Source organism: Myxococcus xanthus (genome assembly GCF_006402735.1).
GTDB lineage: Bacteria > Myxococcota > Myxococcia > Myxococcales > Myxococcaceae > Myxococcus > Myxococcus xanthus_A.
The window spans coordinates 3,100,087-3,112,320 of sequence record NZ_CP017174.1 but is presented as its reverse complement, the minus strand read 5'-3'; the positions used below and the strand labels follow the sequence as shown (position 1 = coordinate 3,112,320).

The following is a 12,234-nucleotide window of genomic DNA, read 5'->3' as shown; positions in this document are numbered from 1 at the left end:
CGAGCAGCTCCACGCTCACGGATGCCGCGAAGGCGGAATCCGTGAGCGAGGGGCCCCCCGCCCGGAGGGTCGGTTTCCGGGCGGGCGGCGTATGACTGTCAGGCCTTCGTCACTTTCTCACGACCCTTGCTGACACCCTTGGTGGCGTTGCGCGTGTCGACGACGACCTTCGCGCGGTCCACCAACATGGCGTAGTCGATGTCGGAGTGGTCCGTGAGGATGAGGACCGCGTCGTACTGGCCCAGCGTCTCCGGCTTCAGCGGCACGGACTTCATCTCCATGTTGAAGCCGTGGCCCTTGTGCAGTTCGGGGACGTACGGGTCGTGGTACGACAGCTCCGCGCCCTTCTCCGCCAGCAGCGTCATGACGCGCAACGACGGACTCTCACGCATGTCGTCGATGTCCTTCTTGTACGCCGCCCCCAGGCAGAGGACCTTCGCGCCGTTGAGCGTCTGCTTGTTCTTGTTCAGCGCCTCCATCGTGCGCTGCACCACGTAGTACGGCATCTGCCAGTTCACCTCGCCGGCCAGCTCGATGAACTTGGTGTGGAACTCGTACTCGCGCGCCTTCCACGTCAGGTAGAACGGGTCAATGGGGATGCAGTGCCCACCGAGGCCCGGGCCCGGGAAGAAGGGCATGAAGCCGAAGGGCTTCGTGCTCGCCGCCTGGATGGCCTCCCACACGTCCACGTTCATTCGGTCGCAGAGCATCTTCATCTCATTGACCATGGCGATGTTGACGCAGCGGAAGATGTTCTCCAGCAGCTTGGTCAGCTCCGCCACGCGGGTGGAGGACACCGGCACCACTTCCTTCAACGCGCTGCCGTAGAGGGCAGCGGCCACCTCGGAACACGCGGGAGAGTAGCCACCGACGATTTTCGGAATCGTCTTGGTGTTGAAGCTCTTGTTGCCCGGGTCTTCACGCTCGGGGCTGAAGGCCAGGTAGAAGTCCTCGCCCGCCTTGAGGCCGTTCTTCTCCAGCAGCGGCTTGAGCACCTCCTCCGTCGTCCCCGGATACGTGGTGGACTCCAGGATGAACAGCTGTCCACGCCGCACGTGCGGCGCGAGCGCCTCCCCCGTCTGGATGATGTAGCTCATGTCCGGCTCACGCGACGCGGTGAGCGGCGTGGGCACGCAGATGATGACGCAGTCCATGTCCTTCGCCTTGGCGAAGTCCGTGGTGGCCTTCAGCTTGCCCGACTTGCTCAGCTCCGCCAGCGGAGCGCTGGGAATGTGCTTGATGTAGCTCTCCCCCTTCTCAATCTTGTCGATCTTCCGCTTGTCGATGTCGAGCCCCATGACGGGGAAGCCCGCCTCCGCGAAAGCCATGCCCAGCGGAAGACCGACGTAACCAAGCCCGACAACACCCACCCTCGCGTCCCGCTTCTTGATGCGATCCAGAAGCGGGCTGCTCACCATCACCCTCATCGTCCTCACCTCTCCTGATGCGACGTGCCGTTAAGACGGTCACGTCCCGACCCGACACTCAGCGGAAAACGACCACCCACCTCAGCCACGCCGGAGGCGTCACCTGCCCCCGGAACTCCACCGCCAGCGACGGCACGACCCGCCCGTACCCTGGCGAATACTTCGACGGCACCAACCGCGCCGTCAGTCCCTTCTCCAGCACCACCCAGGCGAGCGGGGCCCCTTCCGGCCCCAGCTCCACCACGAGCGGCTCGAACGACACCGGCTCCTCCATCACACGACCCGCGCGTGACAGGACCTGCACTTGAGGCGACACCACTCGCGCCTGTTCATCTGGCAGATGGAATCTGCCCACCACGTCATGCCGGCCCGTGCCCACGAAGCGGTCACGTCCGGCCAGAGCGCGCTCGCCCCGGTCCAGCCGGAACGTGCGCTCGATTCCCACGGGCGCGGGCAGCCGGCGGTAGCCGTCATGCCGCACCAACAGCCTGTCCACCGACTTCCCCGGCAGGAAGGCCACCACCCGCGCCCGAGCCTCCTCCGGCAGCGCGAACAACCGCGCCGAATCCAGGGGCGCCTGCTCCGCGCCGTCCACCTGCACCGTGTTGTGCGCGGCCGTTCCGCGGAACCAGTTCCGCAGCGCGGGCTCTCGCGTATAGGTGCCGGTGCCCGGATCCACGATGACGGGACGCCCGTCGACGTGGAGCTCGAAAGAGAGTTTGTCGTTGTGGCTGTGTCCCCCGACTCCGCCTTGTCCCTGCCTGCCGGCGCTGACAGTGATAACGACACCCGCGCCGCGCAAGATGTGAAAGCCACCCTCCGGAAAGCTCACCGACACGGGCTCCGGCGCGGGCGCGAGCGCGGCGAAACGCGCCTGCCCGGCGCGGCCCAGCAGCCACGCGGCCTCGTCCACGAACTCGCCACCACCCAGGCCCGCATCGCCGAAGAGCGCCGCGCCCAGGCCCACCAGATAGCCGTGCGCGTTGTCCTCGCGATCGCGCAGCGGGAAGACACGGCCGGAATCGTTGTCGCCAATCTGTGGCGCCAATCCCTGCTCGGAACACCACGCGCGCACGGCGTGGAACATGCGGCGCAGCCGGGACTCGTACTTGGGCCCCAATGGCACACCCGCGCCCCGCGCGGCGAGGTACGCCAGGGTGAACAGCTCCACCGACAGGCGATGATAGGGAATGGAGCCCTCGAAGGACGTGCCCTCGAGGTGCACCTGCTTCTCCATCTGTTCGCGCAGCCCCCCCACCGCCAGCGACACCTGCTGCGGCGCGCCCGGCAGCTCCGGGAAGAGCAGGCCCACCACCAACAGGCCCACGTAGTTGGAGACCAGGTGGTTGTTGGGCACCGCGCCGCGATCCTCCAGGTGGGCCTCCACCCAGGCGGTGTGCTCGGCCAGCGCGCTCAGCACCGGCACCAGGAAGTCCGGCCGGGCCACCGCGGGCGCGGCGGAGAACATGGCCAGCGCTTGCGCCAGGTTCGCGGCGCGCAGCGCTACCTCCATGGCGCACGTCCAGTGCACGCCCTGCCCCACGGGGTTCGCCTGGAGGAAGTCCAACACCTGCGCCACGAAGGCATCCGCCAGCCGCGCGCGCACGTCACTGGCCGTCTCCACCCAGTAGCCCTGGCCCAGCGCCACGACGCTGTCGAGCCGGCCCATCACCCACGGGTACTTCGGGTCGCTCCCCGTCACCGCGAGCGACAGGCGCTCCACGGGCTCCACCGGATAGCGGTGACCACTCACCGGATCCAGGGACCAGTCCACGGGACGGCCCTCGCCGAAAACCACCGGGGTGCCGAAGACGTCCCACTCCTGGCGAAGCGCGGCCTGGGCACGGGCCCGCGCGCGCTCCAGGCCGCCGGGCACCGCGGCGAGCGCCTCCAGCACCGACGCACGCTGAGAGACTTCACACCAGATGCGTGAGCTGCGCTGGCCCAGCGCCAGCTCCACCAGCTCCACGCCATCCGTCGCGCCGTAGCACTCGAGGAGCTGCACCTCGTCCGCGCGCTCGCGCCGACGATAGAGCGCCTGCCGCGCCACACCTTGGACACGCCGCACAGCGCTGCGCGCCAGTCCACCTGGTGCAAGTCGAGCGATCGCCGCGTAGTAATCGAGAGTCCCCATTCGCCCCTTCCGCCACCCGTGCCGGATGCCGGTAGCAAGTGCCTGGCCAGGAGCTGTTTCTTAGGAGTTGAGCGGGGTTGCGCGGCGCCTCCGTACCCCCTGACGGTAAAAAGTGGGGGGCTCACACGCCCTGAAGGGAAAAGGATTTCCGATTCGTGGGCGTCCGGCGCCCTCCCTGGGCAGTGTTGCGGCGCGTGCGTGGAGTGCCCATACCTTCCCGCGTGCTGGCAGGTGCTTGGACGGGGTGGCGCATCGGCAACGAGTCCGATGCAGGGGTGGAACAGGCGCTCGCGGAGGTTGCCGAACGTGCCTTCCGCTGTGGTGCTCGTGCGGGATTGGAGTCCCTGGTACGCGAGGCCCAGCGGATGACGGGCGCTTCCGGAGCGGCCTTCTATGACGGACGCGTCTGTGTAGCGGCGACAGGGGTCGTCACGGCCACGCGCGCCCGGGGAAGGATGCGTCGTCGGCCAGCCCTGGTCGTGTGGCCCGAACGGCTCACAGGCAGGGATGCGCGGGTGCTCGCGCGGATGTCGGCGTTCGGCGCCGTGCTGCTCGCGGCGCATACCCGGGAGTCGGACGCGGCGGCGCGGCACGTGCATCTGCTGAAGACGCAGCGGCGATTGGAACGGCGGGTGGAGAACCAGGAGCACCGGCGCTCCCGGGCGTCACACGACCTCAGGACACCATTGATGGTCATCAAGGGATACGTGGACATGATGCTGAAGGGAACGGCGGGTGGGCTGACGGCCCCCATCCAGCGCTACCTGGAGCGGCTGCGCCGCTCGGCGGACGACCAGAGCGCCATCATCGAGCGCCGGCTGGCGAAGGTGCAGGACGAGGGCGTGGAGGACCTGCGCCCCATGCTGCGCACGGCCTTCATCCCCGCCGCGCGCGGCCACCGCGTCGTGGACACGACGATGACGCTCCCGGACCGGCCCGTGGCCATTCCGGGCCCCCGCGATGACGTGGAGCTGCTGGTGCGCACGCTGGCCCGCGCGGTGGCGGCGTCGGGCGCGCCCTCGGCGGTGCGCGTGGAAGCCGCGGGGGACGCGGGCGTGTGGCAGCTGCGCGTCAACATCCGCGGCAGCAAGGCGCTGCCGGAGAAGACTGTCACGCTGCTGCGGCACCTGACGCAACGGCTGCGGGGTGGCCTCTCGTTGCCGGAGGAGACCGGCAACGGCTGGGTGGTCCACCTGCCGGTGGATGACACCGTGCCCGTGGCGCCTCGCGACGCGTGAGGCGCGGCGCCGTCAGGATGCGGGCAGCAGCTGGCGCACCAGCTCCAGCAGGCGGCCTCGCTCCACCTCGCGCTTGACGAGGTACCCGTCCGCGCCCGCCTCCAGACCGGCGGCGCGGTCCTCGGGACTGTCGAGCGACGTCACCAGGATGATGGGCGTGCGGTGTAGCTGCGGGTGCGACTTGATTCGCCGCGCCAGCCCCACGCCGTCCAGCCGGGGCATCTGCCAGTCGCTGACCACCAGCTGGCAGGGCGTGCGCTCCAGGATGCCCCACGCCTCTTCACCGTCCGCCGCGGTCACCACCGGGTAGCCGGCAATCTCCAGCAGCGACTTCATGGCGAAGCGCGTGGTGAGCGCGTCGTCACACACGAGGATGCGAGGCCGCGCCGTCTCGCGGGCCACCGAGCGCGTCTCCGGCCGCGCCGCGCGCACCAGCTCCGCCGCGTTGAGCACTGGCACCACGCGGCCATCGTCCAGCACCGCCGCGCCCGCCAGGTGCCGCACGCCCTTGAGGTGGCGCCCCAGGGAGCGGACGACAATCTCCTGCTGCCCCACCACCTCGTCGATGGCGTACAGCACCTTGTCCTCGCCCACCGTCAGCAGCGCGGCGGCCTGCACCTTCCCGGAGTCCAGCGCCAGCGGCAGCCGGGGCAGGCCAATGGCCTCCGCCAGCGACAGGAACGTGAGCTGCTCCCCATCCAGCCGCGCCACCACGCGGCCCGCGACGGTGCCCACGTCGTCCGGGTTCAGCCGGAGGATGCGATTCACGCTGTCGGAGGGAATCGCGGACACCGTGGTGCCCGTGCGCACGAGCAACCCCAACGCCGCGGCCAGCGTCAGCGGCAGGTCCACGGTGAAGCGCGTGCCCCGGCCCGCCGTGAAGGCCACGTCCACCGAGCCCTGGAGCCGCTGCGCCGTCGCCTGCACCACGTCCAGTCCCACGCCCCGCCCGGACGTCGCCGTCACCTGCTCCCGCGTGGAGAAGCCCGGCTGGAAGATGAGCCGCGCCGCCTGCGCGTCCGACAGCTTCTCCGCCTCGTCGGCCGGCAGCAGCCCCCGCCGCACCGCCGTGGCGCGCACCCGGCTGGGCGACAGGCCGGAGCCGTCATCCTCCACCACCACCGCGATGCGCGAGCCCCGGGGCTCCACCCGCACCGTCAGGCGCCCCGCCTCGGGCTTGCCCGCGGCCCGCCGCTCCTCGGTGGACTCCAAGCCGTGGTCGATGGCGTTGCGTACCAGGTGCAGCAGCGGGTCCTTCAGCGCGTCGAGGATGCGCCGGTCCAACCGCACCTCGCCGCCCGACAGCTCCAGCGTCACCTGCTTGTCCAGCCGCGCGGACGTCTCGCGCACGGTGCGGCGCAGCGGCTCCAGCACCTGCGAGGCCGGCACCATGCGCAGGTCGCGCAAGTCATCCCGCGCCACCTGGGCCACCAGCGTGAGCTGCTCACCGTCGCGGTGCGATTCCTTCGTCAGCTCCAGGAGCTGCTTCTGGAGCCCGCGCATCTGCGTCACGCCCGCGCGGAGCGGCTCCAGCGCGGGACCGCCGCCCGCCATCGCGAGCTGCGACGATGCTCGCTCCAGGTGCATCAGCACCTCGCGCATGCCGTCCATCAACACGCGGTGCGCCGCACCACGCCGCGTCTGCTGCGCGCGTCCGGCCAGGAGCAGCTCCACCTGGAGCGCGATGGACTCCAGCGTCTTCACCGACACGCGCACCGTCTGGTCTGCCGGTCCGCGGGACTCCGTCGTGGCCACGGCCCCCGTGGGCCCCTGGGCCGCCGCGCCTTCCACGGGCGCGGGAGACGGCGACGCGCGCAGCGAATGGACGGCGCGGGCCACCGCCCCTGCTCCACCCGCCGCCTCCAAGGCGGTCCGTAGATCCACCAGCGTGCCAGCCACGTCCGAGGCCGCCAGCCCCGCGGAGTCACCGCCCGGCTCCATGCGCGTGAAGCCCAGCGCCGCGGCATCCGCCAGCGTGGCCACCTTCTGCGCCCCGGCGGACTCGGCGGACGCCTTCAGCGTGCGGGCCCGCTCCACCGCAGTGCGCACCACCGCGGCCCGGTCCGGCACATCCGGCGAGCACAGCGCGCCCAACCCCGCTTCGAGGAGGTCCAGCACCTCCAGCCCCTGCGCGGCCGCGCCCGAGGCCGCCGTCTGGGGGATGACCTCCGCGGACTCGTGGCCCAGGGCGGCCAGCAGCGAGGACAGCCCCTCCACCACGGGCGACTGTCCGGCGTCGCCACGGGCCATGGCGCCTTCAATGGCGGAGAGGCCGCGCAGCATGGCCTCCACCGTGTCGCGGGGCAGCCGCTCCTCCTGATTGAAGGTGGCCAGCCCGTCCTCGATGGCGTGCACCACCTGCTCGATGTCGTCCAGGCCCAGGCTGGCCGCGGAGCCCTTGAGGCTGTGGACCAGCCGCTTGAGCGAAGGGAGCAGGTCCGGCTCACGCCCCTGCGCCGGGCCCTCCAGCCCCAACACCTTCGACCCGATGGCTTGAATCTGCTCGCGCGTCTCCGCGGAGAACACCGGCCAGATGCTGCGCAAGAGCTGAGGATCCATGGCGCGTGCCTACTCCCCTTCGGGCCGCGTGGCGGACGGGCCCCCGAGCTGCTCCAGGTCCAACACGGTCAGCCGGTCCGGCGTGAGAAACAAGAACGGCCCGGGCGGAGGCTGGGACAGCTCCACCTTCGGCAATTCCTTGCGTCCTTCGACGGACTCCGCCGCCAGCCCGAACCCCTCTTCACTGTCATCCGCCTCGACCACCACCACCTTGCTGAGGTCCGACATGCCGCCACCCTCCAGTCCCAGGAGCTGGCGCAGGTCCAACACCGGCACCACGCGCGAGCGGCTCACCAGCGCCCCCAGTACGTGCCGGGGAGCACCGGGCAGCGAGGCGATGCCGCGCGCTTCGATCACGTGGTCCACGTGCTCGATTCGCACCGCATAGCGCTCGCCGCCCACCGTGAAGGCCAGCACGGAGAGCACCTCCTGGCGCTCCTCGTGGCGGGATTCGGCCAGGGCCCGGGCACGGGCGCTCAGCACCTCGCGACGCTTCTCGGGGCTCACACCCTGCTTGCCGTCCAGCAGCGAGTGCGCCTCGGTGAGCTGGCGTCGCAGCCCGGCGTAATCAATCTTGGCGTCGTCCTTCGACATGCGCTCAGTACCGGGTCGCGGGCAGCTTCAGGATGTCGCGCACCTTCGAACGAAGGTCGTCCACGGACACCGGTTTGTTGAGGAAGGCGCTGGCACCCACCAGCTTGCCCTTCTGCCGGCTCGCATCGTCCTTCAGCGAGGTGAGCATCATGAAAGGGGTGTCGTGAAGTTGCCGGTCCGCACGGATCGCCGCGCACAGCGCGAAGCCGTCCATCTCCGGCATCTGCACATCGGAGATGATGAGGTCCGGCTTGAGCTCCCGCGCCTTGGTCAGTCCAATCGCGCCATTCGGAGCGTCGAAGAACTCCAACCCCCACCCCATCAGGTACACCTGAAGAAGGTTGGTGATGGTCTTCGTGTCTTCGACGATGAGCACCTTTGCGTTCATAACTGGTACCTACCCACCAGGTCCGAGAACCGTTTCGAGAGATTGGTCAGATTGCCTGACACCTGTTCGATGCGCCGGGTGCTCTCCACCGAGTCTCCCATGGCGGATGTCAGCTCGCTCATGGCCGTGGAAATCTGCTCCACGCCAATGGTCTGCTGACGCGTGTTTCCGGCAATCTGCCGCGCCGCGCCCGACGACTCGCGGATGACCTCCGACAGGCCCAGGATGGTCGTCCCCGCCTCGCGAGCCAGCTCCATGGCCGCCTGCGCCCGGCGGCTGCCTTCCTCCGTGGCGCTGACGGCCTGCCTCGTCCCCTTCTGCACCTCGTTGAGCAGGCCGCGCACCTGCTCCGCGGCGATGCGGGACTGCTCCGCCAGCGTGCGCATCTCCGTGGCCACCACCGCGAAACCCCGGCCATGCTCCCCGGCCTTGGCCGCTTCAATGGAGGCATTGAGCGCCAGCAGGTTGGACTGCTCGGCCACGTCCTTCACCGTGCCGATGATGTCGCCAATCTGCATCGTGCGCTCACTGAGGTCGGTGATGGACAGGGCAATGGCCTTCACCTGCTCGCCCAGGTTCTCCATGCCGGAGACGCTCTCGCTGACGACCTTCTGCCCCTCCGCGCTGAGGGCTTCGGACTTCTGCGTCTGGGAGATGACCGAGTCCGCGTAGGCCGTGGCCTGCTTGGACGTCTGGGCAATCTCCGCCACCGTGGTGCTCGTCTCGTTGATGGCGGAGGCCTGCTGGTGGGCCATGGCCGACTGCTGCGTGGAGGTGGCCAGCACGCCCGCCGCCTCGCGCTCCATCTCCGCCGCCGCGCTGCGCAGGTCCTGCAGCAGGTGGGAGAGCGCGTCCGTCATCACCGCGAAGCTGCGCGCCACGTCGCCAATCTCATCCGAGCCCTGGAGGTCCACCTGCTGGCGCAAATCCCCCGCCGCGATGCCCGCCGCCGCGCGCGCCAGCCGCTCCAGCGGCACCACAAGCATCCCGGACACCAGCCATGCCGCCACCAGGCAGGCCACCAGCACGAGCAGGCTGATGATGGCCGTGAAGCGCGTGGCCTCCCGCAGCGTCTGGCTCAGCCCCTCCTCGTGGAGCGCCAGCTGAAGGGTGCCCAGATGCGCGGTGGAGCCGGCCGCGAGCACCGGCGTCGTCGTCTCCACCAGGCCCGTGCCCTTCACCGACCTGCGGCGGAGCACCGAGGCATCGCCTTCGACGGAGGCCGGAGCCTGCGCCTCGCCGTCGTAGCGCTCCGCGGCGGCCTCGCCCAGGAGGATGCCGTCCGCGTCATGGATGCGGACATAGGCGACCTCGGGCCCCAGGCTCAGCGCGCCCTGAACCAGCTCCTGGAGCCGCTCCGGGTCGCGCTTCGCGCCCAGCACGGGCGTCAGCGTCTTCGCCAGCTCCACGCTCACCGAGTTGGCGCGGCGGGACAGGTCATTGCGAAGCGCGTCGCCCATCTGCATCCACGTCGTGGTGATGAGGATGACGGCCACCAGCCCCCCCGTCGCCCCGGTGAGCGCGAGGATTTTCATCCGCAGACTGAGCCTGCTCCCCGGCGCGCGGCCCGGCGGTGTCAGGTGTGTCCCTTTGACGTCCACGTTGCCTCCCACCTCGTGCGGAGCGCGCGCCTCTCAGCGCACTCCATGCCAGCCAGCCTGCTCGACTGGCGCCAGGGCCTGCCTCAGGCCGCCGGCCGTCATCGTCTCCACCCCACGCAGCGGGTGTTCATCATCCAGTCCGTCCAGCGCGCGCAGGGCGTTCTGCCGCGCACGCTCCGCGTCTTCGGGCCGCTCCATGCGCCTATAGAGGGCCACCAGCGTGGCGTGCCCCAGCGCCAACCGGGGCTCCAGGTACAGCGCCTTGCGAACCGCCTCCACCGCCCCGTTCAGGTCGCCACGAACCTCGGCCACCATGGAGAGCAGCAGGTACGCCTCGGGAACGAGCGCCTTCGCGGCCTCGCGCGCCAGCGCCTCCGCCTCCTCGAAGTGTCCCGCGCGCGCCGCGATGATGGCGCGCTCCAGGAGAGGAACCTCCTCGGCGGCGAGTGCGTCCACGGACCGCGACACGGCGTGAGTGGCGGCGGCTGGCGTTGACGAGGCCCACGCAGGACGCGACGTCCCAGGCTCGCTTGGAGATGGACGCCCCTCCGCCCCGCGCGAGTCGATAGCGCCGGGCGAAGCCCCCGTCGCGGAGAAATCCCCCGCGGCTGACGAAGCAGAACGGACAGACGCTCCCGCCAGACCCGACGCCGTGCGGCCGGACACCGAGCCGACACGGGAGTCCCCCAGGGACGTGCCGGACGTCAGAGGCCCTTCGCCTGTCGATGGCTTCGCGCCCCAAGCCGGCGCGCGCGCGCGGCGCGCCCTTGAATCGTCCAGCGCCTGAGGCCACCCGGCAGGCGGCACCGCCGAGGACACCTGATTCCGGCCCGCCCCCAGGCGAGGAAGCCGCGCCTCTGGCGTCACGGCGCGAGGAGCCCCCGGCACGGGGACCCGAAGCGCCACGCTGCCCTCGGCGTCCACTGTCTCCAGACCCAGGCCATTGGTGAGCGGGACCTCCGCCGGAGAGACGAAGAGCAGCCCACCGGGAGCCAGCGCGGAGATGAAGCGCTTCAGCACCTCCCGCGCGAGCTCCGTCGGGAAGTAGATGAGCACGTTGCGGCAGAAGATGGCGCCCAGGCCCATGAAGGGCGGCGGGTCCACGGCCAGGTTGTGGCGCCGGAACTCCACGGCGCGCCGGACCTGGGGGATGACGGAGTAGTCGTCGCCGTTGGCGACCAGGAAGCGCTTCTCCTGCTCCGGCTCGATGCGGCGCAGGGACCACGGACCGTACACGCCATCCCGCGCGCGCTGGAGCGCCCGGCCCGACACGTCCGTCGCCAGTACCCGGAAGCGGCCTTCGGGCAAACCCTCCGCCATCAAGGCCATGGCGATGCTGTAGGGCTCCTCGCCGCTGGCGCAGCCCGCGCTCCACACCTGGAAGCACGGGGCTGGGTGCGTCTGCGCCAGGCGCGCCAGGGCGCGCAGGTGCTCCGGGTGACGGAAGAAGTACGTTTCGCCAATGACGGCGTGCTCGATGAAGCACTCCACCGCCGCGGCCTCGCGCACCAGCAGCGTGCGCAGGAAGGCGTCGGGCTCCAGGCCTCGCGAACGCGCGGCCCGGCCCAGCGCCGTCTCCAGCGAGCGGCGCAGGCTGCGCGCCAACGTCACCCCGCAGGCCGACTGGAGGACGTCCTCGACCCGGGCCAGCGTCGCGTCGTCGAGCACGCCCTCGCTCACGGCGCCTCCGGCCCCACGAGCACCGCGGACGTCCGAAGCAACGGGCGCACGCCTTCGGGCGTCCGGCACAGGCCCGCCATCAGACCGCTGGCATCCCACGGCAGCGGCGACGTCCCATCCGGCGTCCCGTCCACCAGCACCGGGGACTCCACCAGGTCACGCACGCGGTCCACCAGCACCGCCACCGTCCGCGCGCCGCCGCCGCAGACGACCAGGTGCGCATCCAGGGAGGCCTCTCGCTTCACCCCCAAGAGCGCCGCAAGGTCCACGACGACGGCCGGGCTGCCCCGGTAGACGAAGGTCCCCGCCACGTGCGCGGGCGCCCCGGGCAACGGCTCCAGCTCCACCAGCCGCACCACCTCCTGCACCGTCTCGGCGTCCATCAGCGCGCTGGTACCCGCCGCGTCCACCGCCAGGTACATGCCCGGCAGTCGCAGCTCACCCGCCAGCGACGCCAGCTCCTGGCGCAGCTGGACCTGCTCCTCCTCGAGCTGGCTCAGCCGCTCCTCGACAGAGAGACGGCGCGACTGCGCGACCATGGAATTGTCTGGGGTGTCTGCCATCAGGGGAACTCCCGCCTGTCACTGAAGCGCGGGATTGGAGCACGCTAGTC

9 protein-coding genes are annotated in these 12,234 nt (G+C 70.5%); 1 reads left to right on the top strand and 8 read right to left on the bottom strand.

Going from position 1 to position 12,234, the window contains the following annotated elements; genetic code table 11:
- Positions 1–98 precede the first annotated feature (98 nt).
- The gene (locus tag BHS09_RS13215) at positions 99–1,418 is read right to left on the bottom strand and encodes a nucleotide sugar dehydrogenase (RefSeq protein ID WP_140796441.1); all 1,320 of its coding nucleotides are present in this window, start codon (positions 1,416–1,418) and stop codon (positions 99–101) included.
- Positions 1,419–1,485: 67 nt separating this feature from the next.
- Positions 1,486–3,477, bottom strand: coding sequence for an alginate lyase family protein (locus BHS09_RS13210; RefSeq protein ID WP_140800670.1), 1,992 nt, complete (start codon positions 3,475–3,477; stop codon positions 1,486–1,488).
- A gap of 287 nt (positions 3,478–3,764) precedes the next feature.
- Here BHS09_RS13210 and BHS09_RS13205 point away from each other — a divergent pair, with 287 nt between their 5' ends.
- Entirely contained in the window at positions 3,765–4,799 is a 1,035-nt protein-coding gene (locus BHS09_RS13205; protein WP_237080341.1) for a sensor histidine kinase, read from the top strand.
- A gap of 12 nt (positions 4,800–4,811) precedes the next feature.
- On the opposite strand, the gene BHS09_RS13200 is transcribed toward BHS09_RS13205, so the two are convergent.
- Genes BHS09_RS13200 through BHS09_RS13175 form a run of 6 tightly spaced genes read right to left on the bottom strand, consistent with a single transcriptional unit; the run spans position 4,812 to position 12,184 of the window.
- Positions 4,812–7,358, bottom strand: a complete 2,547-nt coding sequence (locus BHS09_RS13200) for a hybrid sensor histidine kinase/response regulator (protein WP_140798035.1) — start codon at positions 7,356–7,358, stop codon at positions 4,812–4,814.
- A 9-nt stretch (positions 7,359–7,367) separates the two neighbouring features.
- Complete coding sequence (locus tag BHS09_RS13195; RefSeq protein ID WP_140790172.1) at positions 7,368–7,952, bottom strand: chemotaxis protein CheW; 585 nt, start codon at positions 7,950–7,952, stop codon at positions 7,368–7,370.
- A 4-nt stretch (positions 7,953–7,956) separates the two neighbouring features.
- Positions 7,957–8,340, bottom strand: a complete 384-nt coding sequence (locus BHS09_RS13190; protein WP_011552752.1) for a response regulator — start codon at positions 8,338–8,340, stop codon at positions 7,957–7,959.
- A complete protein-coding gene (locus BHS09_RS13185) occupies positions 8,337–9,953 on the bottom strand; it encodes a methyl-accepting chemotaxis protein (RefSeq protein ID WP_140790170.1) in 1,617 nt (538 codons plus the stop codon). The genes BHS09_RS13190 and BHS09_RS13185 overlap by 4 nt, the downstream gene beginning before the upstream one ends.
- Before the next feature lie 21 nt (positions 9,954–9,974).
- A complete protein-coding gene (locus tag BHS09_RS13180) occupies positions 9,975–11,621 on the bottom strand; it encodes a CheR family methyltransferase (protein ID WP_140798034.1) in 1,647 nt (548 codons plus the stop codon).
- On the bottom strand, positions 11,618–12,184 hold the full coding sequence (locus BHS09_RS13175) for a chemotaxis protein CheW (RefSeq protein WP_140790166.1): 567 nt from the start codon (positions 12,182–12,184) through the stop codon (positions 11,618–11,620). The genes BHS09_RS13180 and BHS09_RS13175 overlap by 4 nt, the downstream gene beginning before the upstream one ends.
- Positions 12,185–12,234: the final 50 nt, after the last annotated feature.

Excerpts from the sequence above, each read along its gene's own strand:
- BHS09_RS13215 (WP_140796441.1), bottom strand. The coding sequence starts at position 1,418 with ATGGTGAGCAGCCCGCTTCTGGATCGCATCAAGAAGCGGGACGCGAGG.
- BHS09_RS13200 (WP_140798035.1), bottom strand. The coding sequence starts at position 7,358 with ATGGATCCTCAGCTCTTGCGCAGCATCTGGCCGGTGTTCTCCGCGGAG.
- BHS09_RS13195 (WP_140790172.1), bottom strand. The coding sequence starts at position 7,952 with ATGTCGAAGGACGACGCCAAGATTGATTACGCCGGGCTGCGACGCCAG.
- BHS09_RS13190 (WP_011552752.1), bottom strand. The coding sequence starts at position 8,340 with ATGAACGCAAAGGTGCTCATCGTCGAAGACACGAAGACCATCACCAAC.
- BHS09_RS13175 (WP_140790166.1), bottom strand. The coding sequence starts at position 12,184 with ATGGCAGACACCCCAGACAATTCCATGGTCGCGCAGTCGCGCCGTCTC.